Genomic DNA, 22,771 nt, shown 5'->3' with positions numbered 1-22,771 from the left:
CGATAAAACAGGTTCATCCCGCGTCACCCCTGTCCCGGTGACGCTCCAGCCGGATGGTCTGTTGCGCGGTCATCGAAAGCAGGCAGTTTGCCGTCGCGGTCGCCGCGCCTGTGCCGCTGCCCCAGATTGAGCGCTCAAATGCACAGCTGCTGTCACGGAACGCGATCCAGTCCCGTTGCATTTCCTTCAGCAGCGGCACCTGTTTCGGCGCCGCAGGATCGGCATCGGCATTTATCCGATCCGCCTCTTCGGCCGCTTGCATAACTGCGCGATAGACGTCATTCAGATAGCGATCCCACAAATCTCGTTCCTGCATGGTGCAGTGAGACATGCCCGCGGTGGAATACCCGCCTTCCTCTTCCATGCATCGGGCGGCAGCGACCCCGATACAGCTTTCTGCATCCGCGTCATCACCCTGTTCGGCAGGCTGGGACGCATTTTCTCGGCATGTCTCCAGGACAAGCGGATCGATTTCCGGCATGCCGGGCTCCTGCGCCGAAGCGGTTCCGGCCATCACGCAAACGGCAAATACAAGACCGCGCATCACATCAGCCCCAGCAATTCCCGCCCGATCAGCATCCGGCGAATCTCGCTGGTGCCTGCGCCGATCTCCATCAGCTTGGCGTCGCGGAACAGGCGGCTGACCACGCTGTCATTCAGAAAGCCCGCGCCGCCAAGCGCCTGCACCGCCTGATGCGCCTGAACCATCGCCTGCTCGCTGGCATAAAGCACCGCGCCGGCCGCATCCTGACGGGTCACCTTACCCGCATCGCAGGCCCGGGCGACCTCGTAGACATAGGCGCGCGCGGTGTTCAGGGCGACATACATATCGGCGATCTTGCCCTGCATAAGCTGGAACGAGCCGATCGGCTGGCCGAATTGTCTGCGCTCGGAAACATAGGGCATCACCTCATCCAGACAGGCTGCCATGATCCCGGTTCCGATCCCCGACAGCACCAGCCGTTCATAATCAAGACCCGACATCAGGACGCGTACCCCGCGCCCCTCTTCGCCCAGAACATTCTCGAACGGCACTTCGCAATTCTCGAAGATCAACTCACCGGTATTCGAGCCGCGCATGCCCAGTTTGTCGAAATGCGGGCCGGTCGAGAATCCTTTCATCCCGCGTTCGACGATGAAGGCCGTAATGCCCTTGCTGCCGGCATCCGGGTCGGTCTTGGCATAGACCACGAGAGTCTGCGCATCGGGCGCGTTGGTGATCCAGTATTTGTTGCCATTCAGAACGTAACGGTCGTTCTTCTTCTCGGCACGCAGCTTCATGCCGACAACATCGCTGCCCGCACCTTCTTCCGACATCGCCAAAGCGCCGACATGCTCGCCGCTGCACAGTTTGGGCAGGTATTTCCCCCGCTGCTCATCGGTGCCGTTCAGCTTGATCTGGTTGACGCAAAGATTGGAATGCGCTCCATAAGACAGGCTGACCGAGGCCGAGGCCCGGGCGATCTCCTCGGTCGCGACGACATGGGCCAGATAGCCCATTTCCGCACCGCCCCATTGCTCGGACACGGTGATGCCAAGCAGGCCCAACTCTCCCATTTCGGCCCATAACTCGTTCGGGAAGGCATTGTCGCGATCCACCTCTGCCGCGAGGGGCTTCACCCGCTCTTGCGACCAGCGATGCACCATATCGCGCAGTGCGTTCACATCCTCGCCCAGATCGAACTGCATAGCCTGGGTGAACATGACGCCCCCTCCCCAATTATTGAACATTCGTTCATTTAATACGACAGAGAATCCCCTTACGTCAAGCAAAGCCTGCGCTTGATCCTGTCACAGGTCAACAATGCAGCTTTCGGACTTCTGCGAAACGCGGTAATCCCGCCCCACATGCTGTAACCGGGATCGAACGCCATGCGGCTAAAACTCCTTCGCCACGCCACGCCGATAAACAACGGATGCCTGGCCGGACGGGGCGACGTGGATGCCGATTGCAGCGATTCCAGGGCCTTCGCACAGATGCGCGACATGATTGGCGATGCTGGCCATGTCATATGCAGCCCGGCACAGCGATGCCGGCAGACGGCGAAAGCATTGAACCTGTTCCCCGCCCAGTTCGAGCCTGCCTTATGGGAGCAGGATTACGGAAACTGGGAAGGGAAACGCTTCGAGGATTTGCCGGATCTGGGCAGGATGGAGCCGGATGAGCTTGCCACATACCGCCCCGAAGGCGGAGAAAGTTTCGAAGATATGGCCGCGCGTGTCCTGCCGGTTCTGGACAGGCTCGGGGATGACACGCTGATCGTCGCCCATGCCGGAACCGTCCGCGCCGCATTATCCCTGACCGTCGGCCCGGCGGCCCTGTCCTTCTCGGTGTCTCCGCTATCGCTGACGATCATGCGACGGACATCCCAGGGTTGGGCCGTCGAGGCCGTGAACCTGACCGCGGGTCATGCATGAGTCCCGGAATCGCCCTGATCGCCTTGCTGGCGGATGCGGCATTCGGATGGCCCGACGCGATCTTTCGCCGCATAGGGCATCCGGTGGTCTGGATAGGCATGGCGATCGAGCGTCTGGAACGGCGGCTGAACCACGGCGAGGGCCGGTTTGCCAAAGGGATCGCGGCAAGCCTGCTTGTCATCCTTGCCGCAATTCTGCCCGCATTGTTTCTGCAATCCTTGCTGGGCCCTGTCGCCGCCGGGCTTCTGGCATGGCCGCTGGTGGCGGCGAAGTCGCTGCACAGCCATGTCCGCGCGGTCGAGGATAGCCTGCTGGAACAGGATCTGGCCCAGGCGCGCCTGGCAACCGCGCAAATCGTCGGCCGTGATGTCAGCCAGTCGAATGAGGCCGCATTGTCGCGTGCCAGCATCGAAAGTCTGGCCGAGAACAGTTCGGACGGTGTCATCGCCCCGCTTTTCTGGGCAGCAATCGCCGGATTACCGGGAATTGCCGCCTATAAGGCCATCAATACGCTCGATTCGATGATCGGCCACAGAAATGCACGCTATGCCGAATTCGGCCGTTTTGCCGCACGGCTGGACGATGCTGCCAACTGGTTTCCCGCACGGCTGACCGCGGTTCTGATGGTTCTCGCCTCGGGCTCGTGGCAGACATGGCGGATCACGCGGCGCGATGCATACCGACACCGCTCACCCAATGCCGGATGGCCTGAAGCGGCGATGGCGGCGGCTTTGCAGGTGCGACTGTCCGGCCCGCGCAGCTATGGCAAGCATTTCGTCGACGAGCCCTGGCTGAACGGCACGGAACGGGACCCGTCGGGCCGCGACATCCGGCATGCACTGGCCCTCTACCGACGAACCCTGATAGCGGCGGGCCTGTTTCTGCTGCTGCTAAGCCTCGCGCAATGACCCGTTCCCGGCAGCGCCGAGGCCGAACTGCCCCAACGGCACGAAATCGTTCGCCCGAATATCCGTTGCCACGCGAGGACTGAAACGTAAGATCAGGACCTATCTAGAATGGAGAGAGTCATGTCCGAGAACGAAATCGTCATCCTGTCCGGTGCCCGCACCGCGATCGGCACATTCGGCGGCAGCCTTGCCGCCATTCCGCCGATTGATCTGGCCACGGCCGTGACCACAGCGGCGCTGCAACGTGGCGGCGTCTCTCCGGATCAGATCGGTCATGTCGTGTTCGGCCATGTCCTGAACACCGAGCCGCGCGACATGTATCTTAGCCGCGTCGCCATGCTGAATGCGGGCATTCCGCATACGACCCCCGCGATGAACGTGAACCGGCTTTGCGGATCGGGGGCGCAGGCGATCGTTTCGGCCGCGCAATCGCTGATGCTGGGCGATGCCGATTTCGCCGTCGCGGGCGGCGCGGAAAGCATGAGCCGGGCGCCCTATGCTGTGACATCGGCTCGTTTTGGCGCGAAGATGGGCGATCAGAAGATGCTGGACATGATGACCGGCGCACTGACCTGCCCCATGGGCACCGGCCATATGGGCGTCACCGCCGAGAATGTCGCGGCCGAGCATGACATCAGCCGCGAGGCGCAGGATGAATTCGCCATGGAATCGCAGCGCCGCGCCACGGCCGCGATCGCCGCAGGATATTTCAGGGACCAGATCGTCCCAGTCGAGATCAAATCGCGCAAAGGCGCCATCTCCTTCGACACGGACGAACATCCCAAGGAAACCAGCCTTGAAAAGCTCGCGGGATTGAAAGCGGTTTTCCAGAAGGACGGCTCGGTCACGGCAGGCAATGCCAGCGGCATCAACGATGGCGCCGCCGCCCTGGTCCTGGCACGCGCCGAAGCCGCAGAGAAAGCGGGGCTCACGCCACGGGCGCGGATACTGGGCTATGCGATTGCCGGGGTGCGCCCCGAAGTCATGGGCATCGGGCCCGTCCCGGCAGTTGAAGCCTTGCTGAAACGCACCGGACTGACGGCGGCGGATTTCGACGTGATCGAATCAAACGAGGCATTCGCCGCACAGGCTCTGGCCGTCAACAAGGCGCTTGGCCTCGACCCGGCAAAGGTCAATCCGAATGGCGGGGCCATTGCGCTGGGCCACCCGGTCGGCGCGACCGGCGCGATCCTGACGGTAAAGGCACTTCACGAACTTGAACGGGGCGGCGGCAAATACGCATTGATCACCATGTGCATTGGCGGCGGCCAAGGCATCGCCATCGCCATCGAGAGGCTTTGATCTCGGGATCGTCAGCAGGTCGCGCCGTTTTTCATCACAACGGCGCGGCCCCTGACCAGCCGCCACGCAGGATCAGCAAACGCGCCGATTTCGGCATTGCACAATGCGGCCGCGATCGTTATGCAGCCTTGCAAGGCACCCGTAGCTCAGCTGGATAGAGCGCTGCCCTCCGAAGGCAGAGGCCAGAGGTTCGAATCCTCTCGGGTGCGCCATCATCAGAAACAGGCATTGTTTTTATTGATTAATCTGGCGTTTTTGGAAACTTCTTGATTTTGGTTTCCAAAGTTTGTTCTTTCTTTGCCCCCAGAATCCCTTTCTGATCGGCCTGTCTCGTATAATGAGAGACCTCAGAAAGGCTCGCGTGACCCGTCCAAGCACCGATCTGAGATGCAGTTGCTCCTGCCTCGGCCAGCGAAGCCGCGCGCGCTTTTCTCAGGCCATGTGCCGTGCAATCGTCAGCCAGACCGGCAGTTGACGCCGCTGCGCTTAACCATTGAGAAAGCCCTTTAACGCTGCGCGGTTTTCCGGTCCGGGTGGCAATCCAGATCATCTGCCCTTCCGGCAGGGCTTGCAGGAAATGTTTATGGTCTGCCGACATCGACGCTGCCCAGTCCGGCAACGACCATACGGGGCAAGTGGCAGGGCCAGCGGTCTTCGCTTGAACATAGGAAAGCCATCCATCGCGATCGACCTTCTGCCACCCCAAGGTCACAGCATCGACGCAACGCGCGCCTGTCCAATAAATCACCTCAAAGGCAATCCGTTCGGGACTTCTCGCCTTCCAGTAAGTTCGATAGGTCTCGATCTCTTTGGCCGTCCATTGCCGATGCGGTGTCACCTCCCCTTTCTGGGCCTTGATGCCGATCGACGGGTCGACCTCTATCCAGCCTTCCTCGACCGCAAATTTCAGAATCGATCGCCATGCCTTAAGCCGGTTCTGCGCGGCTCCAGGCGATAGAGCGCGGATATCCTTGCGCAGGTGATCTTGACGCAGGTCTTTCACCAATCCCGCACCTCGATCGCGACCGATTCGATCGAGCGTTCTGCGCCAAGTCGCGCGGGTGCTGTCCGCCATGCGCTTGTAGTCATGTGATCCGAGATATGCCTCACAAAGAGCCGATATACTGCCAGCAGGATGTCGCAGCTTTGGTGTCAGGTTCCCTGCAGCGACATAGGCAGCGATAAAATCGGGATGATGCTCGGGCAGGTCAGGCAATGGCATCAGATTGCCGTTGACGCGGCGATATACATAGCGCCTGCCGTCCGCCTTTCTGACGATCTTAATTCCGGTCAATCCCCGAACACGTCGTCGCATGTGTTTCTCCGATTTTCTCCCTCATCTGGCAAGCCAGAGGCGTATTCGTCAAGCGCAAGCCGATCATAGAGGCGCTTGCCGCCGAGCACCTTGCGAGGAATATTCAGCCCGCGCAGGGTGGTTTCGCTGACACCAAGATATGCAGCAGCCTGCGGCGACGGCAGTAGCCGCGGTGCAAATGTCAGGTCGGCCCGAGCCATCAGAACATCACCTCCTGTCGCGCATCGATGCGGTCCATCCACCGGAAATCGGGATATTGCCGCGGATGCGAACGGCCACGCGGATCGCGCTTGTCCCAGACGAACCAGGCGTTACGCTGGGGCGGACTGCCTTCGCCGGTGAAATCCAGCTTCCAGCGCATCAGATAGCAGTGGCTGAATGGATGTGTGTCCAGCAGCTCGCCCAGGCCATTCGCACGCGCCGCCGGCCAGTCCCAGGACAACAGCAGTGCGAGATAGTCCCAGGCCTTCATATTCAACGTGTGACGCAACCATCGGCCTTTACCGTCACGGGCGTTGATTTCGCAATAAGGCGGGTTGGTGATGATCGCGCGAGCTGGGCTGCCCGTGTAATTATAATAATTAGCGATCCAGCTGTCGGGACAGCCTCGGTCGATCAGGTCAGAGGCAAGGCAACCGATGCCCATCGCGCGGATCTCCCGGACCATGGCGCCATCCCCGCATGCCGGTTCCCAAACGATCCCGGATTCGCGGATGCGCTCGCCGTCATAGGCAATAAGCGCTCGGATCGCCTCGGGCTGACCGGTGGGATAGAAATCATCGTCCCGCCGCGTGTCCGCCTGCGGCCGGCGCTGTTCCGGCAGATCATCGAACATCGAAGATGCTCCGGCCTGCCTCGAGGACTTGCCGCTGATGGCACGAAATAGGGGTTTCGTGGATGGGGCCCGCGTCATGCTTTCTTCCGCCCCCGCTTTACTTCATGCGCCGCATGCCTGACTTTTGCGATGGCCATCAGCGTTGGCTTCAGCTCCTCGGGCGCGGAATCATATTTCAAGCCGGTCCAACGGCCGTTTAGCCGCGGCAGCATACCTTGCGGCACAAGCTCCCAGTTCGATGGGTCACAATTGGTTTTGTCGCCGTCGAGGCATTTCAGAACGTGGCCTTCGGGGACGGGACCGTTTACCTTTTCCCAAAGATATCGATGCTTATGCACCGGTCGGGTATCGGCGCCCGTCCAGGGATTGGTTTCCTCGACGATCATGATCACGTAGCCATCCTTGCTGTCGATGCGCTCATGACCGGGACCGCGATAATTGTTCGGCAGATTGCCCTTCTTGAACTGGGTGCGGGCGCTGTTCGGATTATAGGGCATCTTCTTGCCCTTGTTTTCAGGTTCGCGCCCCGGTTCGTAGCGGCCGGTCCTGCCGGTCATCCAGCCCTTCCGCTTGCAAAGCGCTTTCAGGTTGGTGAATGAAACATCGTCACGCTCAAACCGCGCGCAGAAAAGCTGATGCAGCTCGCGGCGGGGCATTTCCTTGCGCGCCTCGATCCACGCCAGTTCATCGGCATGATACGTGATCGCGCGGCCCTTCATGCGTCGGACTTTCCGATCTTCGGCAGCATTGGCAATACGGCCTGGCCATGCTCCGCGAAGAGCTTCGCCGCCTTCAGCTGGAGTTCTGCATTGCCAACGATCTGATCAGCGACTGAGACAATGGCTTCGGTCCGTTTGACTTCCTGCTCGATCTGCTCTCCGGACATCTGCTCTTCCGACAGACGCTCGAGCTGCGCAAACAGGTGATTATTGAGGTCGCCAAGTTTGTTTTTCATGATGTCCTCCAGGTTTCATCGATCGCCAGGCGGATCAGCTGGGCTAGATGTTCAATCTGATCGTCATTGGCTTCATCGCCTGCCAGCTTCATTGCTGCGGCCGTCCGCCCCATGTCACCGGTGTAGCCCTGGCGGGCTTGGAACTCGTATGCCGCGCGCAGCTGCTCGGGGGTGAAGGTGGGGCGATCGGTCATGCGTCACCGCCTTTCACTTCCGGCGGCGGCAATCGCAGGGGCCCATCGGTAGAAGTGATGGCGTCCCCCACCCGCCTGCCGTCCGGCAAATGGATATGAGGCAGGAACGCGGTATCGGTATTGAGGAAGCCAGCCGTCATCATCGCAGCCTGCGCCTTGATCCAGTCGGCCATGATCGCCCAGGCGGCGCTTTCCGCGACCTTCCTGCCTTTGGCCGCATGATCGGCCTCTTTGGTCCGTGGGCCTTTTTTATTCTCGCGGAACCACGCCTCGGCATAGGCACCGACACGGACGGGAATCGTTACCTCACGCCCATGCAGGCGGAACTGCGCGATAATCTGATCTGCGTCGTCATCGACCATGAAGCCAACAGCCGATGCGCCAACGCTGCGGAGCGTGTCGCGGATTTCCTTCTCACGCGCTTGGCCAGCCGTCGAGGATGAATAGGGAAGCGCCATCACGCAGCGCCTTTCTCGGCAGCGCGGTCCATGCGCTCAATCTCGGCCATAATCAGTGCGGCGGCCTTGACGAGATCGCGGCGCGGTGTCGTTGGCTTCCACCATCTTTCATCCCATGGCCAGCCGGCGGGTGGGGTTCCGATCTTCAGGACTGCGTGGCGAAGGCGCGGCGTGTAACAGGCAAAATCAGCATAGCTGCGTGCGGCCTTCAGGAGTTCTCTCCTGTCATGCAGATCATCATGTTCGAACGACCAGCCTTCCGCCTCGATCTGCCGGCGGCGCTCGGCCAGCACGTCTTCGACTGCTTTGCTGTGGGTCATCTGAACCCCCAAAGCGCAATCAAGCCGCCGATCGCAGTTCCGACTGCGCCGAACACGACATAAATCAGATCGCGCGGGAACAGTTGGGGTGATTCGAGCGCCAAATCCCAGCCGTCGCGTAGTCCTTCCTCATAGGCGTCAAGCTTACGGACAGTGGCAGCAGGATCGTCATACGAATCAAAAACGCTGATTGGCCCCTCCTGATCATCGCAGGCAGGCAGGTCGATCGGCAGCGACCAGTTGGGCGCTTCGCTCTCAGGGCCCTGATAGGTGATATGACCCAGGTGGCGGGTGACGATTGGATCGGTCATCACCGCCTCCCCTTATTGCCGATGATCGGAATATTGCGCTGTGAGATTTTGACGCCGCGAGAGTTGGCCCAGATGAACCAGGCAAACCCGCGGGCAACAGGTCCGGCAGCTTCCGCCAGTTGGGGATTGGTCAAGACTTGCCGGACCTGATCATAGATCGGATGCCGGGCAAGGGCGTCGTCAGGAAGAAATGACATGGTGTATCTCCAAACTTGTCGCGCATCCCTACGGTTGCGCGGTTGTGGAATTTGCGGTCAGGTAGAAGATGCCAGCCGCACTGTGCAGGCGCGGCTGGCTATTCCCCACGCAACGCACAGGAGAACGCGGGAAATGAGTGATATCGAGGAGAGGCTGGATGCGATCGAGGAGCGCCTCAACGCACTTGAGGGTAACGCGGAGCACGGTGGGCTTTATCGCGAAAACGGCGGGTTGGAGATCAGCCTGCGAGACACCTTTCGATATCTCGAGCACGTTGCCCGCGTCATGAACGGCATCTATGCCGCCATCGATCAGAGTAAGCTTTCGCCGTCCGACAGGGCAGACCTGAGGCAGCGCTTCTCTGACTATGATGCGGCAGTTATGTCTTTGGTTCGGCATCCCCGTTCCCCCGGTTAGACGACGTCCTGTCGCGGTGTGCGGACGGTCGATCCATCCTGCGGGTTAATCTCCACCCAATTCCTGAGACCGCGCTTGGCGATCAGATTTCCCGCTTCGGTGAACCGGAAGTCGACGATATCGCCTTCGTCTAAACCGAGGGCTTGGCGTCCCATCTCCATTTGTGCCTTGGTGGGCCGCCATTGGGTTGGATCAGTCATGGCGCGATGAGTACGCAATAGCGTTTGAAGCGCCTCCACCCATTTGCTCGACCCGTCAGGGTCCTGACGAATGATCTCACGGACGCCACCGATCAGATCAGCCAGGGGGGCTGGATCGGCGGGGGTGCCGCCAACGATTGTCCGCGGCACCCCAATCGTCGTCGCTAGCAAGTAGATTGCGGCTCGGCCAGTTGGATTGAAGGTATCTTGGCCAGCCAACTCAGCGGCCTGGCTCAGCACGGTTCTTATCAGGGTGTCAGCATCCTGATCGGCAAGGGCGTCGTCGGAAAGAAATGACATTGCGATGGTCTCCATCGGGTTGCGATGCAGATAAAATGACTGTCAGGAATATTCCTGTCAATCTTAAAAATTCTTGGTAGGAATTTTAATATTGCCGATTATGCAACTGCTACGCCCGAAGGGGTTGTATACCACACCCACGATCGGCAAGATGTTGCTACTTTGTTCTATCGGGGGTGGACATGAAGAATGAAGAGCGATTCGCAGAGCTCATAGGAGGCATGAGCGACGAAAGCTTTATTCGTTTTGTTCTCGCTCTTTCGCGCCAGGGGGAGTTAATGCCTCTGCCAGGTCCAACCAGCCTTGCTGGCGATCGGCTGGAAGATTGCGAAAGGCAGAAAGGAGCGCTCGCTCGGCCACGGTGCGATCGTCATCGAATAAGTCACGAACCTCAACCCCGAGGGCAACGGCAATCTTCTTAAGAACCCGCAATGTCACGCCGTCGAAGCCATTCTCTATTTTAGAGATGGTTGACTGCTTCAGGCCCGACATCTCTGCAAGGTCCTCTTGGTTTAAGCCGCGCGCACTGCGGATGCGATCGATATTCATATCGTTATAATCACCCCTATTGCATGCAGTGACAAACGCTTGACAGGAATATGATGCTTGACAGGAATATTCCTGACATTCATATATTGCAGCATGGCTACGCTCAAACATCATCTTGAAGCATCTGGTGAGACGCAGGCGGATTTCGCGATGCGCATCAATGTCCGGCAGGGGACGGTCTCTAAGCTTGTTAGAGGCGTCATGTTTCCAAGCTTAAAACTCGCCCAGAGAATTGAGCGGGCCACTAGCGGTCGAGTTGCCGTTTCCTCTTGGGACACGATCGACCCAATTTCCTGCAATCCCAACCAAAGCGAGACCTCCAATGAACAGTCCAAAGATTCGGACGCAGCCTGACACGCGCTTGCGTCAAATGTCCCATGCCAATCCGTTCGAAGGTCGCGGTCGCAATCCCGCCGCTGCTCGGCGTGCGCATATTCACCATCACCCTGATCGGGTGGATTTCCTGCGCCGCTGGTCACTGCTGATGATCGCGAGCTTTCCGAACCGTGAAACCTGCGCCGTCCATTTCGGCGTGACCTTCCAGACGGCGTGCAACTGGTTCGATGGGTTCAACGCACCTTACGGCCAGCATGTCGATTACGCGATCGAGACCCTGCCCCGTTACGCGGAAATCATGCGGGGCCAGTGATGACTTTCGGGCTTTCAGGTTGCCCGGGGCGGGGGAGCGGTTGGGTCGCAGTACCTGTTCGTCCACTCGCCACGGTTCCGGCCGCCTCGGGCGGGCTATCTACCGGGACCGTGGAACCTGCGGCTGGCCCGGCCGAGAGCTGCCTTTTGGCGGCGGGGCACAAGTTTTCTTCGGTGCCGACATCGCCTGTTCGACATCGATGACTGGCAGGGCGCACTGCTCGCCGCCCTGCCCTTTTTATTCGAGTTCCGCATCGCCGCATTCACCCCCGGCGGCGCGACTGCCCTGCCGCCAATCCCCCTCTCCCATGGCGGCAGGGCGGAGTTAGGAGAAGTAGATGGCAACCGACCGCAATCGCATAAGTGCTCAGATGATCGCACTGGAACTGGCCATGAAAGCCGCCCAGGGCGAAACCGATCAGGCAATGCTATCGGCCGCCCTCTGCGCGGTTCACGGCTCCTTTCCGGAATCTGATCCGCTGACGATCGAGCTGGATGATTTTGCCGAGCGCTTCCCGCGTTCCCGCCGCGATCCAGAACTTTTGCGCGATGCAGGCTGTCAGCTCTGGGGCGCAATCCGGCGCTCAAGCTGGCCCGCATATGCTCGCCGCGCAGATATCGAGGGCTGACCATGAAGCTGTCCCATTATGACCGAGCGATGATCCACGGGCTGGAAATCATGACCCGCCCGCATGCCGGCGCGGAGCCGGAAAACCACGAGATGATGGTGCGGATCCTCGGCATCTGTGCGGAACGATCTTCCGCTTATCCACAGTTGCAACCGCTGGTCCGCGAAGTGCAGCGGATCTCCGACAATCGCGGGCCGCATAGCGGGATCATCTATCCGATCCAGCTGGCGATGAATGAATTCGACCGGATGTGCATGGCCGTGCATTGGGACGCGGCAAAGAAGGGAAAATGACACTGTCGATTGAAATTAACTTGTTGCGCGGGCTGAACGAGCGCTGTCCGCAATATTCTTTTGACCGAGGTGATCTGATCGATCTCGCCGAATATGTTGCAGGCGAGATTGCCCGGGTTCGGCAGTCAGACATGTTGTTGACCGAAATTCTGAAACCTGTCGAGCCGGCACCCCCGTCAGCGGAAGCGCCGGACGTGCAACCGGAGCCGCCGGAATCGCAACCGGAAACCGTGATTTCGCAACCGGACACCCCGCCCGCTCAACAGCGCAAGGATGCCTGGACCGAAAAGCAGGATGACAAGCTGATCCAGATGAAACGGGCCGGATGCACGATCACAGCCATGGCAAAGCAGATCGATCGGAGCGAAACCGCCATTCGCGCCCGAATCCAGAAGCTGAAAGCCACGAAACCCAGTGCATGTGCCTTCGGTCGCACCTGGTCCGAGCAGGATGACGCGCAACTGATCCGCTTGAAATCTGCCGGTATGACTTGGGGGGCGATTGCGGCGGAGCTGGACCGGACCTCGCGAAGCGCCGAACAGAGGTATCTCAGGCTGAAAAAGCTCGGCGCGGTTACCGATCAAAAGGATTCTTCCCCCACACCGGAGCCGGTTGCGGAGACGCCAAAACCTCAAAGCGATCCAAAGCCGATCACGCCCGCTCCGCATGTCATCCCGGACACTGCCCGCGTTTCAGATATCGGCGACCTCTCTCACTTAACCATCCGGCAGCGTGCGCTGGTTATGCATCTCGCGAACCTGAACGATGATTTCGCGCCGATCGACGATCTCGATATCGTCGAAGGACTTATGGCGGGCAAGAAATCCACCACAATAGCTGACGAACTCGGCTGCCGTCCGGATGATGTCAACAAGCGCTGGCGGGCCATATTGACTGCGGATGTCGTTAATCATCACGGCACGCCGACGATCGACGGCCAGCAGGATGTCCTCACGGCCGCCCGTCACCTGGTGAAATGCGTCGAGGGTGCACATGGTTGACGCCGATCCCCGCATCGATGCTGCCCATGCAATGCCAATGGCCGAATTGGTCGATCGGCTCCAGATCGCGGGCTTGGTCAGGACCAGCGGCGAGTTGGTCGGGCCATGCCCGTCATGTGGCGGCAAGGATCGGTTCGGGATCAACCTGCAGAAACAGATATTCAACTGCCGGGTTTGCGGCGCCAAGGGCGATCAGATTGCGCTTGTGCAGCTCGCGCTCGGTATGGATTTTCCGGCTGCGCTTGAATGGCTCGTTGGCCCACGGCAGGAATTGACGCCGGCACAATTGGCCGAGCAGCGCCGAAAACGTGAGGCGGCAGAGCGCCGACGGCATGAAGCCGAGGAAAAAGCCCGGGCGCGCACCATCCGGGCCGCGCGCAAGATTTGGTTTTCGACTCAGCCTGCGGAAGGGACGCAGGTTCGGGAATACCTCACATTGCGGGGAATAACTCGAGAGAGATTGCCCGTTCTGCCGCCCTCGATCCGATTTGATCCCGAAGCCAGATATATGATCCCGGTGTCCGGGACCCGTGACGAGTGGCAGACCCTCCATGTGGGCCCCGCCATGGTCGCCGCGGTCGTTGATCCATCCGGTCGCGTCACAGCCGTGCATCGAACCTGGCTGGATTTGTCGCAACCCAAAGGGAAAGTGATCCTGCCCGATCCTCATAAGGATGGGGAATTGCTGCCTGCCAAGAAGGTGCTGGGCTCCAAGAAGGGTGGCGCAATTCGACTGGCAAGCGATCGCGACGCGCGGATCATGGTGATGGGTGAAGGTCTGGAAACCACGTTCTCCGCGCTGGTCGCACATCCTTATTTAGAGCCAGCATCCTACTGGTGCGGCGTGGATCTGGGCAATATGGCCGGACGCCGCAAGCTCGGACCCGGCCTCAAATATGCCGGGATCCCCGATATGGACGATGATCGCGCCTGGGTGCCGCCAGAGTCGGTGCGCCGGCTGGTCTTTATCCAGGACGGCGACAGTGATCCGCGCCTGACGCGAGCCAAGCTCGAAGCCGGATTGCGCCGTGCCATGATGCGACGGCCCGGCCTGTCGGCGGCCATCGCCTATCCAGGCGAAGGCAAAGACCTCAATGATATTCTGATGGGAGACGATCATGGGTGACCGGATCGACCAGGCGCGGGACGCGCTGTCCAATGCCGATAACGTAGACCTTCCCGAGGGCATGTCTCCGCCGGATGAGGAGCATGATATTCCCGAAGATTATGCCCCGCCGCCACCGCCACCGATCAATGGTCAAGAAGGAAGCGGCGATCTGCCGCCTGATCCGTTCGAAGACGCGGCCAAACAACCGCTGAATGATCTGGGCAACGGTAAGCGCTTCATCATCCATTTCGGCGAGGATGTTCGCTATGTTTCGCAATATGGCTGGATTGTCTGGGATGGCCGGCGCTGGGAGCGCGACGCGGAAATCAGTCGGGGTGTTTCCCCTCGGATTCGCAGCCTTGCACAGAAGATGTCGGAGCTGATCGAACGGGAGATAGACTATATCCAGCCCTCGAAACGGGACCGGAACTTGCTCAATGAAGAGCGCGACCTGCGAAAGCGGCGCATCGAGATCGAGGCAACGCCCGGTTACGCCAATGATGAAACGCTGACCGAAGAGTTGTCCAATATTGCCGGCCGACTGCGCGGCATCGATGCCGCCCTGAAATCCCACAAGACGATTATCGGCCGCCGGCTCACGCATGCGAAGAATGCCGGGAACTCAGGCCCAATGACCAATATGGCCGCCGAGGCCTCTGTGATGGTGGCGCATACGGTCGATCAGTTGGACCAAGGTGATCTCGATATCAACACGCTTTCAGGCGTGCTTCGGTTTCGCCGGATTCCCCCGGACCCCGCTTCCGGCATGTCGGCCATGGCTGATTTCGCGCTCATCCCACATGACCGTGGCCAGCTGCTGACGAAGATCGTGCCGGTTGACTATGACCCGGATGCGACATGCCCGCGCTTCGATGCTTTCCTCAAGGAAATCCAGCCCAATATTGAGATGCGACGATTTTTGCAGCGCTGGTTTGCGTTGTCGATGACCGGGCTCGATGTTCAGAAGCTGGCCTTCTTCCATGGCGGCGGGGCCAACGGCAAATCGGTTCTGGTCGATCTCATTGCCCGGATGCTCGGCGATTATTCCGCAACGGCGAAAATCGAGTCCCTTACCGGAAAGAACAAGAAATCCGGTTCGGAATCCCAGCCAGACCTCATGCCGTTGATCAATTCGCGCATGGTACGGACTTCGGAGCCGGAGGAAGGTCAGCGATTGCAAGAGGCCCTGGTGAAGGCCCTGACCGGCGGTGAACCCATGATGATCCGCGATCTGTTTACAGGCATGATCACCTTCACCCCGTTCTTCAAGATCACGATCTCCGGCAATCATCTGCCAGACATTCGCGGCGGCGATGACGGTATCTGGCGCCGGGTAATGCTCGTGCAGTTCCCCGTCCAGATACCGGAACACAAGCGAATCCCGAAAAAAGACATGGATGACATCCTTTGGGCAGAAAGGTCCGGGATTCTGAACTGGCTGATCGAGGGGTTGATCGATTATCTCTCCGGCGGCTTGCAAGAACCGCCCGAGGTTCTCGCGGCGACAGCCGACTACCGGAAGGACAGCGATCCGGTCGGCACGTTCCTTGGCGATGCCACAGTCGCCACCGGCTATGAAGGCGACTTCATGACCTCAAAGGAACTGATCGAGGCGTTCAACTTCTGGATCGAAGAGCGCGGCGAAACCCGATGGGGCAATAGGACTGTATCCCTGCGGCTTAAGGCCAAGGCGGATTCATGGCGACATCCGGAGAACCAAAAAACATTCAGTCCGGGTAAATCGGGTGTCACCGGTTATCGTGGCATCAGACTGTCCGACGAGTTCGCGCGCCGCATGCGCGACGCCGAGGCACGGGAAGGCTGGTCGTCATGGCCCAAATAACCCCGCACCCCACTTCACCATCATCAACGATCTGGCGGGCCTGCGGGCCCGTCAAACATGTCTGGCCTTCGGTGTTGGGCCTGACGGGTCCGAATACCGGGGCAGCCGGGTTTGAGTTCGCACGGGGTCAGGGGGATCCGCCATGAATGATTTCAGGGGCTTAATGCCGGTTTTTGGGCTTGAGGGCCTGACGGGCTTGAAATTCCAAGGTACGTGCGCGCGCGTAATTTCAAGGGGTAAGGGGGAAGCCGTTTCCCCGCATAGGTCGAAATCTCAAGCCCCTCGATCCCTCAAGCCCAAAATACCCCCTTAACCCATTGATAAGAAACAATCTGCATCACTCAAATATCGTAGTTCTCAAGCCCACCACTCTTTTACTCAAGCCCATCAAGCCCAACGAAAGAAAAGACAGAGCAAGGGATAGTATAATGGCCAGAATGGAGCGCAAAATGTTGAATACAGGCAATGCAGCGACAGCCGAATATCCGGGTCAGAACCGGATTGTGCGGGATGGACATGCCATTTCCCGGCTCGAAGCGGAGCGGCAACGCATTGCCAAGTTGAAGGGTGACGCAACCCCGCCAGCTGAATGCGGCTGGTTGATCCCCTCTGCACCCGGGCGTGGCGGTTTCGTGACATTCATGCCAGCCTCGATGCAGCTGAACGCCAAAGGCAAGTGGGAAAAGCAGCCGTCAGGATACGCTGGTCGCCACGCAGTACGCGCCGCCGATGTGTTCGATCAGATGATCGCCGCTGCCGAACGCGCGAAGAAGGGCTGGCCTCTGACACCGGGACAGATTGCGATCGGGCGTCGGTATCGCGACCTGGTCGAATGGCGCGCTGCCGGTGCAATCAAATGTTCAACCATCGACGGCAGGGTTGCAGGTTCAGGTGAGCGCGATTTCATGGATGCCTATCTGTCGGCTGGCCGGGAACTCGACGGGATGCGTCGGCGGATCGGCACAGGCATCGCCATGCAGGTTCGGCGTATCCGCCCCTCTCAACGTGGCAAGGCAGAGGCAGTGCCAATCCGTGACAGCGTGCTGATCGAGATGGTTTGCATTCAGCAAAAACATTTGAGCGATGTACTGAAAGCGCATTACTGGTCCACCTATGGCGGCAATCGGAAAGCCATCAGAGAGGCGCTGTGCGCCGCGCTGGACCGCATGATCGGATATCTGCCCGAAAAAAGGTGTTGACGTCTTACCTCCGTCTGTGGCAGGAGAATCATTATTATCTAGAAGTGCGCCCGCCGGGACCCCACCCCTCGCGGGCGCTCTTCGTTTCCGCGCTTTTGCCTGTGCCCCTCCCGTTCTCCATTCGGGTCGTACTCACATACTTGGGGCACAGACATGAGCGCGGCCTCGCGGGATGTCGGAGGGACTTTCGTTAATCGCCGCGCTCTTCGTATCGGAATACCAGGGGAAGCTGCCGCGCCCCGACTATGCGCTGGTCCGCCCGATGCGGACCCCGGCAGCCGAGCGGGTGGGAAGCCTGCACCTATCAAGGATCAACACATGAGCAGACTTGGACAGATGCCGTCGCGCTTCGCCGGTGTGGCCTCGGCTGGTCAGCGGTTGAGCAAATCATTTGCCGATCGTTCGGCTCAGCGCCGCACAGTCACGCCATGGCGGAACTGGTATAACAGCAAGGAATGGCGCGACCTTCGCTGGTCTGTCCTGGTCGCCGATCAGTTCATCTGCCGTCGATGCGGCACGCTCTGCGATCCCGATCCGGCAAGCCGGAATGAACCGAACGCCCCGGTCGCGGATCATCGCAAGCCACATCGTGGCGATCGTGCATTGTTCTTCGACCGCGACAACCTGCAATGCCTGTGCAAGCGATGCCATGACGGTGCGAAGCAGGCCGAGGAAAGGAAAGCCGGTGGCTATTGAAATCGAAGACATACGTCGCCTTGAAGTCAGAGACGGTGACACGATCGTTGTTCAGGTGGCGCGCCCTGTGACTGATAGCATCGCGCAATCCATCGTCGATTACTTCAAGCGTTCGGTCACAGCCGAGGTGAAAGTGATCGTCATCGACCCCGATGTGGGTATCAGCGTGATGTCGCGGCCTGTCATGAAAGAAGCTGCCCCGTCCCCCTGCTGATCGGACCGAGGGGGGGGGTGAGTCGAAAGTCCGGGGGTCGATCGGCCTCAGACCCGCGCCCCCCTCATTCGGAGATTTTTTTTCACATGACCCATGAAAATCCGGGCGACATCATTGGCCGGACCTTGTGGGGCGATCCGGTTTACAGGGTCTCTCGTGTGCGCGGCCGTCCGCCATTCGAATGGACGGAGGAAAATTCATTCAAAGTCAGCATGTTGCTGGCGGCGGGGTGGACCAATACACGGATTGCCGGAACGATCCTCGATCCACGCACAGGAAAATCCATCAGCGTGCCGACGCTGAAACGGTATTTTAGAGCCGAGCTGACCCAGCGTGATCATGCGCGCGATCAACTGGTCGCCAAGCAGCTGATGGTCGCCGCCGACCAGGCATTCGCCGGGAATGTCGGCGCGATGCGTCTGCTGGACCAATTGATGGCCAAAAACGATCAGAGGCTGGCCGCGTCGAAAATGACCCAACCGGACGCTGGTGACGATGACGGCGAAGAAGATGCAAAACCGACCTCCCGATATGTCGGCAAGGGCGAGCTGTCGCGGAAGAAAGCCAATGCGCTGGCGTCTGGCGAGGAACAGTCGGACTGGGGCAGCCTGTTGAGGCCGGGCAGCTATGAGAACTGACACGGTGCAGGTGCCGGAGGTTTGGGACACGTCCCTGCCCGACTGGAAGTCCCGCATCGTTAATCGCCAGCCGCTGATTCCTGATCTGCCTCTGTTTGACGCCGTCGCCGATAAGGCCCTGGCGATCTTCAAGCGGCTGCGGCTACCAGACGTAATCGGCAACCCGACCTTCGCAGAGGCCGGAGATGACTGGATCTTCGATTTCGTCCGCGCGGTTTTCGGCAGCTATGACCCGGAACGCAAGGTGCGGATGATCCGGGAATTCCTGCTGTTGGTCCCGAAAGGAAACGCCAAGACGACATATGCAGCGGCGATCATCCTTGTCGCTGCCATCATGAATGAACGGCCACATGCCGAGCTGATGTTGATCGCGCCCAGCCAGAAGATCGCGAAGCGCGCGTTCAGTCAGGCGGCCGGCATGATCCGCCTCGATCGAGAACTAGTGGCGATGTTCTCACCGAAGGCTTACAGCAACGAGATCGTGAAGCTCGATGACGTGGTGCCATCGCGCATTCAGATCGTCTCGGCGGATCCATCGGTTGTCACCGGCGCGATGTCGACCTTCACGCTGATCGATGAAACGCATGAATTCGCGAAGATGTCGAAGGCGGCCGATGTCTTCGCGGAAATCAAGGGATCGCTCGGCAAGCGTCCGGACGGTTTCCTGTTGCAGATCACCACGCAATCCAAGGCACCTCCCACAGGCGTCTGGAAATCGGAACTGACCATCGCCCGTAAGGTACGGGATGGTGAAATGCGGCGCTCGCTTTTGCCAGTGCTGTATGAACTTCCGCCCGAAATGGCGGCCAATGACGGATGGCGCGACCCTTCGACCTGGGACATGGTCAACCCGAACCTGAACCGGTCAGTGTTCGAAGATTACATCGCGGGCGAGATCGAGAAGGCCGAGATCGACGGCCCGCACCAGATGGCCCTGATCGCTTCCCAGCATCTGAATGTCGAGATCGGTCAGGGCATGAACGCCGATCGATGGGCTGGTGCCCTATATTGGGCGAAGAACGCCGATCCGGATCTGACTTTCGAGCGCATGCTCGAAATCTGTGACGTGATGGTCGCCGCGGGAGATGTGGGCGGGGCCGATGACCTCTTTGGCTTCTCGGCGATCGGGCGGCACCGGCATAGCAGGAAATGGTTGTCATGGTCATGGGCGTGGTGCTTGCGCCCGGTTCTTAACCTTCGCAAGAGCATCGCCCCGAAGCTCGAGGAACTTTCCCAACTGGGCCAGCTCGGGATCACCGACAGCGCGCAGGAACAGGTCGAGGCCGCCGTGCAGATTTGTTGCCAGATCAGGGATGCTGGCCTTTTTCCCGAGAAAGCCGGGATCGGCCTCGACCCTCATGGTGTCGCGGCACTGGTCGATGCACTGGAAGAGGAAGGATTCGAACTCGGCAAGGATATCGTGCCGGTCGGACAGGGCTACAAGTTGAGCGGCGCAATCAAGGGCGTCGAGCGCAGGCTGTTCGACGGTCGGCTGAAACATGGTGGGCAAGAGCTGATGACCTGGTGTGTCGGCAATGCCAAGGCGGAACAGCGAGGCAACAACGTGTATGTGACGAAAGAGGCGGCCGGCGTCGCCAAGATCGACCCGTTGATCGCGCTGTTCACAGGTGCAATCCTCATGGATGGCAATCCGGAACCCGTGGGCAATATCGAAGATTTTCTCAACCATCCCGTAGGTGTCTTCTGACATGGCGGGAAAGTTCAGCCTTGTTGATCGTCACGGACGTCCGATGGCGGCGCTCAGCGATCTGACCAAGGATCAGCGGCTTGTGCTGGCCGGAGGTGACCTTGGCTATTACGTGGCCTCGAATGCATCCGGCAAGGTTGTCACGCTATCGTCTGCCCTGACCATATCGGCGGTTTGGGCATGCATCACGCGCGGCGCACAGGCCATGGCCTCCCTGCCCCTCGACCTTTACCGCAAGACTGCATCGGGCCGCGAACGTCAGGAATCGCCACTTTCGGATTTGATCGGCCTGTCACCGAATGCGGACCAGACGCCGGTTGAGTTCTGGGAGGGAATGTTCTCCTGGCTATTGTCGGTTGGCAATGCCTATGCTGAGATCATCTGGATCAATGGGCGTCCTTCTTCGCTGACGCCACTGCCATCGACGCATGTGAAACCGTTCCGGAACAAGGTGACCGGTGAACTCGCCTATGATGTACGCGACCCGGGCGCATCGCACCGCCGCGTCATCAAGCGGGAGGATATGTTCCATCTGAGAGGATGGGGGTTCGGGGGCGATGAAGGTATGTCGCCGATCCGCTGGGGAACGCAATCGCTCGGCGCGGCGATGGCTGCCGACGAAGCCTCGGGAAAGATGTTCGGCGCAGGCATGCAGGCCTCGGGAGTCTTGAAGGCCAATCAGCGGATCGACGACACACAGCGACCGCAACTGCAGAAGCTGATGGATGATTACAGCGGTTCCTCCAAGGCCGGAAAGCTGCTGATCCTCGAGGCGGGGATGGACTTCCAGCAGCTGACGCTGAACCCCGACGATGCCCAGATGCTGGAAACCCGGCGCTTTTCCATCGAGGAAGTTTGCCGTTGGTTCGGTGTCCCGCCCATCGTCATCGGCCATTCCGCCGAGGGCCAGACGATGTGGGGCACAGGTGTTGAGCAGATTTTCCTGTCTTGGATGCAGCTCGGCATCAACCCGGTTCTGAAAAAGGTCGAGCAGAGGATCCGCAAGCAGCTGATCCCACTGAACGACCAGCGCAAAGTTTATGCCGAGTTCAACCGCGAGGCCATGCTGCAAATGGACAGCAAGGCAAAGGCCGAATTCCTACGGGCAATGGTGTCGAACGGCATCATGTCCCGCAATGAATCCCGCGACAAACTGAACCTCCAGCGCTCGGCTCAGGACGGCGCGGACGATTTGATGGTGCAGACGGCGATGTCGCCGATCGACCTGCTCAACGAAAGGATCTGAGATGGCCAAGAACCATATGCCGGTCGCGCATTTCGGTGTGCGGCCCGATGACATACGCGCGGAAGCCGCCCCGCCCAAAGCCTTCGATCGGTGGCAGCCCGAGGTTTGCGCGCTCGCACAGGATGGCGAAGATGGTCCATTCGTCATCGATATCATGGATGTCATCGGCGAGACTTGGGACGGCTACGGCATCACCGGCCGCAAGGTCGGCGCGCTCCTGCGTTCTGCCGGCGATCGCGAGGTTACCGTCAATATCAACAGTCCCGGTGGCGACGTCTTCGAGGGACTGGCCATCTACAACATGTTCCGCAATCACAAGGCTGACGTCACCGTGCGCGTTGTCGGCCTCGCTGCCTCGGCCGCCTCTGTCATTGCCATGGCCGGTGATCGCGTCGAGATCGCCCGCGCCGGGTTCCTCATGATCCACAATACTTGGGTTCTCGCTGTTGGCGATCGCCACGATCTCAATACCATTGCTGGCCAACTCGCCGCTTTCGATGAAGTCATGGCCGAACTTTACGCCCTCCGAACCGGCGCGGACGCCGGTGAGATCGGCAAGATGATGGACCGCGAGACCTGGTTGTCCGGCCGCGCTGCCATCGACCAGGGATTCGCGGATGACCTGCTCGCTGCCGATCTGATCGGTGTGAATGATCAAGCCCGCGCGCAGGCGCAGCAAATCAAGGCACTCGCGAAGGCCGAGGCTGCCATGGCCCGCGGCGGGCTGTCCCGTTCGGATCGTCGCGCCGCCCTGAAGGAAATTACCAGCAAGCCGAGCGCTGCTGTCAGCGGCAAGCCGAGCGCTGCCGAAAAGCTGTCTGCCCTGACGGGGTGGGCAAAATCTACTCTTGCCAATATGGAGAACTGA

General features: G+C 59.8%; 32 protein-coding genes and 1 tRNA gene. 19 read left to right on the top strand and 14 right to left on the bottom strand.

All coding sequences use genetic code 11. The features are described 5' to 3' along the window. Positions 1 to 13: 13 nt before the first annotated feature. Complete coding sequence (locus D3P04_RS03490; RefSeq protein WP_119745998.1) at positions 14 to 544, bottom strand: lysozyme inhibitor LprI family protein; 531 nt, start codon at positions 542 to 544, stop codon at positions 14 to 16. Then, entirely contained in the window at positions 544 to 1,704 is a 1,161-nt protein-coding gene (locus tag D3P04_RS03485) for an isovaleryl-CoA dehydrogenase (protein ID WP_119746498.1), read from the bottom strand. The genes D3P04_RS03490 and D3P04_RS03485 overlap by 1 nt, the downstream gene beginning before the upstream one ends. A gap of 168 nt (positions 1,705 to 1,872) precedes the next feature. Between D3P04_RS03485 and D3P04_RS03480 the strand changes: the two genes are divergently transcribed. The 4 genes from D3P04_RS03480 (at position 1,873) to D3P04_RS03465 (ending at position 4,840) form a co-directional block, all read left to right on the top strand. Further along, a complete protein-coding gene (locus tag D3P04_RS03480; RefSeq protein WP_119745996.1) occupies positions 1,873 to 2,418 on the top strand; it encodes a histidine phosphatase family protein in 546 nt (181 codons plus the stop codon). After that, positions 2,415 to 3,326 carry an adenosylcobinamide-phosphate synthase CbiB gene (cbiB, locus tag D3P04_RS03475; protein WP_119745994.1) on the top strand — a complete coding sequence of 304 codons (912 nt, stop codon included), beginning with the start codon at positions 2,415 to 2,417 and terminating at the stop codon, positions 3,324 to 3,326. The genes D3P04_RS03480 and cbiB overlap by 4 nt, the downstream gene beginning before the upstream one ends. 120 nt (positions 3,327 to 3,446) lie before the next feature. Continuing rightward, positions 3,447 to 4,628: an acetyl-CoA C-acyltransferase family protein gene (locus D3P04_RS03470; protein WP_119745992.1), complete on the top strand. Its 1,182-nt coding sequence runs from the start codon at positions 3,447 to 3,449 to the stop codon at positions 4,626 to 4,628. 135 nt (positions 4,629 to 4,763) lie between these two features. Next, positions 4,764 to 4,840 (top strand) — tRNA-Arg (locus tag D3P04_RS03465). A gap of 29 nt (positions 4,841 to 4,869) precedes the next feature. Here D3P04_RS03465 and D3P04_RS03460 read toward each other — a convergent pair. The 10 genes from D3P04_RS03460 to D3P04_RS03415 form a co-directional block, all read right to left on the bottom strand. Continuing rightward, entirely contained in the window at positions 4,870 to 5,943 is a 1,074-nt protein-coding gene (locus tag D3P04_RS03460; protein WP_119745990.1) for a tyrosine-type recombinase/integrase, read from the bottom strand. After that, positions 5,919 to 6,143: a helix-turn-helix domain-containing protein gene (locus tag D3P04_RS03455; protein WP_232844871.1), complete on the bottom strand. Its 225-nt coding sequence runs from the start codon at positions 6,141 to 6,143 to the stop codon at positions 5,919 to 5,921. The genes D3P04_RS03460 and D3P04_RS03455 overlap by 25 nt, the downstream gene beginning before the upstream one ends. Continuing rightward, complete coding sequence (locus D3P04_RS03450; RefSeq protein WP_119745988.1) at positions 6,143 to 6,778, bottom strand: TRM11 family methyltransferase; 636 nt, start codon at positions 6,776 to 6,778, stop codon at positions 6,143 to 6,145. Before D3P04_RS03450 ends, D3P04_RS03455 begins: the two co-directional genes overlap by 1 nt. Positions 6,779 to 6,852: 74 nt before the next feature. Continuing rightward, entirely contained in the window at positions 6,853 to 7,497 is a 645-nt protein-coding gene (locus D3P04_RS03445; protein WP_119745986.1) for an HNH endonuclease signature motif containing protein, read from the bottom strand. Further along, the gene (locus tag D3P04_RS03440) at positions 7,494 to 7,733 is read right to left on the bottom strand and encodes a hypothetical protein (protein WP_119745984.1); all 240 of its coding nucleotides are present in this window, start codon (positions 7,731 to 7,733) and stop codon (positions 7,494 to 7,496) included. Before D3P04_RS03440 ends, D3P04_RS03445 begins: the two co-directional genes overlap by 4 nt. Further along, entirely contained in the window at positions 7,730 to 7,927 is a 198-nt protein-coding gene (locus D3P04_RS03435; protein WP_119745982.1) for a hypothetical protein, read from the bottom strand. The genes D3P04_RS03440 and D3P04_RS03435 overlap by 4 nt, the downstream gene beginning before the upstream one ends. Next, positions 7,924 to 8,385, bottom strand: a complete 462-nt coding sequence (locus D3P04_RS03430; protein WP_119745980.1) for a hypothetical protein — start codon at positions 8,383 to 8,385, stop codon at positions 7,924 to 7,926. The genes D3P04_RS03435 and D3P04_RS03430 overlap by 4 nt, the downstream gene beginning before the upstream one ends. Next, complete coding sequence (locus D3P04_RS03425; RefSeq protein ID WP_119745978.1) at positions 8,385 to 8,705, bottom strand: hypothetical protein; 321 nt, start codon at positions 8,703 to 8,705, stop codon at positions 8,385 to 8,387. Before D3P04_RS03425 ends, D3P04_RS03430 begins: the two co-directional genes overlap by 1 nt. Further along, a complete protein-coding gene (locus D3P04_RS03420) occupies positions 8,702 to 9,016 on the bottom strand; it encodes a hypothetical protein (RefSeq protein ID WP_119745976.1) in 315 nt (104 codons plus the stop codon). Before D3P04_RS03420 ends, D3P04_RS03425 begins: the two co-directional genes overlap by 4 nt. Beyond that, positions 9,016 to 9,213 (bottom strand): hypothetical protein, encoded by a 198-nt coding sequence (locus D3P04_RS03415; protein WP_119745975.1) that lies wholly within the window; start codon positions 9,211 to 9,213, stop codon positions 9,016 to 9,018. Before D3P04_RS03415 ends, D3P04_RS03420 begins: the two co-directional genes overlap by 1 nt. Before the next feature lie 133 nt (positions 9,214 to 9,346). On the opposite strand from D3P04_RS03415, the gene D3P04_RS03410 reads away from it, so the two are divergent. Next, the gene (locus D3P04_RS03410; protein WP_119745973.1) at positions 9,347 to 9,631 is read left to right on the top strand and encodes a hypothetical protein; all 285 of its coding nucleotides are present in this window, start codon (positions 9,347 to 9,349) and stop codon (positions 9,629 to 9,631) included. Here D3P04_RS03410 and D3P04_RS03405 read toward each other — a convergent pair. Together D3P04_RS03405 and D3P04_RS03400 are read right to left on the bottom strand one after the other, a co-directional pair. Beyond that, positions 9,628 to 10,131: a hypothetical protein gene (locus tag D3P04_RS03405; RefSeq protein ID WP_147391879.1), complete on the bottom strand. Its 504-nt coding sequence runs from the start codon at positions 10,129 to 10,131 to the stop codon at positions 9,628 to 9,630. The two genes, D3P04_RS03410 and D3P04_RS03405, sit on opposite strands and share 4 nt — an antisense overlap. A 237-nt stretch (positions 10,132 to 10,368) precedes the next feature. Further along, positions 10,369 to 10,680, bottom strand: a complete 312-nt coding sequence (locus D3P04_RS03400; protein WP_119745968.1) for a helix-turn-helix domain-containing protein — start codon at positions 10,678 to 10,680, stop codon at positions 10,369 to 10,371. A gap of 93 nt (positions 10,681 to 10,773) precedes the next feature. Between D3P04_RS03400 and D3P04_RS23920 the strand changes: the two genes are divergently transcribed. The 14 genes from D3P04_RS23920 to D3P04_RS03330 all read left to right on the top strand — a co-directional run bounded on the left by D3P04_RS23920 (position 10,774) and on the right by D3P04_RS03330 (position 22,771). Beyond that, positions 10,774 to 11,034, top strand: a complete 261-nt coding sequence (locus D3P04_RS23920) for a helix-turn-helix transcriptional regulator (RefSeq protein WP_119745966.1) — start codon at positions 10,774 to 10,776, stop codon at positions 11,032 to 11,034. Beyond that, a complete protein-coding gene (locus D3P04_RS03390; RefSeq protein WP_182912721.1) occupies positions 11,003 to 11,329 on the top strand; it encodes a hypothetical protein in 327 nt (108 codons plus the stop codon). Before D3P04_RS23920 ends, D3P04_RS03390 begins: the two co-directional genes overlap by 32 nt. 337 nt (positions 11,330 to 11,666) lie before the next feature. Next, a complete protein-coding gene (locus D3P04_RS03385) occupies positions 11,667 to 11,957 on the top strand; it encodes a hypothetical protein (RefSeq protein ID WP_119745962.1) in 291 nt (96 codons plus the stop codon). A gap of 2 nt (positions 11,958 to 11,959) precedes the next feature. Beyond that, a complete protein-coding gene (locus D3P04_RS03380) occupies positions 11,960 to 12,250 on the top strand; it encodes a hypothetical protein (protein WP_119745960.1) in 291 nt (96 codons plus the stop codon). Continuing rightward, on the top strand, positions 12,247 to 13,251 hold the full coding sequence (locus D3P04_RS03375) for a hypothetical protein (protein ID WP_119745958.1): 1,005 nt from the start codon (positions 12,247 to 12,249) through the stop codon (positions 13,249 to 13,251). Before D3P04_RS03380 ends, D3P04_RS03375 begins: the two co-directional genes overlap by 4 nt. Next, the gene (locus D3P04_RS03370; RefSeq protein WP_119745956.1) at positions 13,244 to 14,377 is read left to right on the top strand and encodes a DUF7146 domain-containing protein; all 1,134 of its coding nucleotides are present in this window, start codon (positions 13,244 to 13,246) and stop codon (positions 14,375 to 14,377) included. Before D3P04_RS03375 ends, D3P04_RS03370 begins: the two co-directional genes overlap by 8 nt. Next, a complete protein-coding gene (locus D3P04_RS03365) occupies positions 14,370 to 16,202 on the top strand; it encodes a DNA primase family protein (protein ID WP_119745954.1) in 1,833 nt (610 codons plus the stop codon). The genes D3P04_RS03370 and D3P04_RS03365 overlap by 8 nt, the downstream gene beginning before the upstream one ends. A 317-nt stretch (positions 16,203 to 16,519) precedes the next feature. Next, positions 16,520 to 17,401 (top strand): hypothetical protein, encoded by an 882-nt coding sequence (locus D3P04_RS03360; RefSeq protein WP_147391877.1) that lies wholly within the window; start codon positions 16,520 to 16,522, stop codon positions 17,399 to 17,401. Between the two features lie 318 nt (positions 17,402 to 17,719). Continuing rightward, positions 17,720 to 18,097 carry an HNH endonuclease gene (locus D3P04_RS03355; protein ID WP_119745949.1) on the top strand — a complete coding sequence of 126 codons (378 nt, stop codon included), beginning with the start codon at positions 17,720 to 17,722 and terminating at the stop codon, positions 18,095 to 18,097. After that, positions 18,087 to 18,311, top strand: coding sequence for a hypothetical protein (locus tag D3P04_RS03350; protein WP_119745947.1), 225 nt, complete (start codon positions 18,087 to 18,089; stop codon positions 18,309 to 18,311). The genes D3P04_RS03355 and D3P04_RS03350 overlap by 11 nt, the downstream gene beginning before the upstream one ends. Before the next feature lie 86 nt (positions 18,312 to 18,397). Beyond that, positions 18,398 to 18,949: a resolvase gene (locus D3P04_RS03345; RefSeq protein ID WP_119745945.1), complete on the top strand. Its 552-nt coding sequence runs from the start codon at positions 18,398 to 18,400 to the stop codon at positions 18,947 to 18,949. After that, the gene (locus D3P04_RS03340; protein WP_119745943.1) at positions 18,939 to 20,657 is read left to right on the top strand and encodes a terminase large subunit; all 1,719 of its coding nucleotides are present in this window, start codon (positions 18,939 to 18,941) and stop codon (positions 20,655 to 20,657) included. Before D3P04_RS03345 ends, D3P04_RS03340 begins: the two co-directional genes overlap by 11 nt. A 1-nt stretch (position 20,658) precedes the next feature. After that, a complete protein-coding gene (locus D3P04_RS03335) occupies positions 20,659 to 21,903 on the top strand; it encodes a phage portal protein (protein ID WP_119745942.1) in 1,245 nt (414 codons plus the stop codon). A gap of 16 nt (positions 21,904 to 21,919) precedes the next feature. Further along, positions 21,920 to 22,771: a head maturation protease, ClpP-related gene (locus D3P04_RS03330; protein ID WP_232844870.1), complete on the top strand. Its 852-nt coding sequence runs from the start codon at positions 21,920 to 21,922 to the stop codon at positions 22,769 to 22,771.

This window comes from Paracoccus onubensis (assembly GCF_003591515.1).
Classification (GTDB): domain Bacteria; phylum Pseudomonadota; class Alphaproteobacteria; order Rhodobacterales; family Rhodobacteraceae; genus Paracoccus; species Paracoccus onubensis.
The sequence above is the reverse complement of the archived record's forward strand: the minus strand, read 5'-3'. Positions and strand labels throughout refer to the sequence as shown.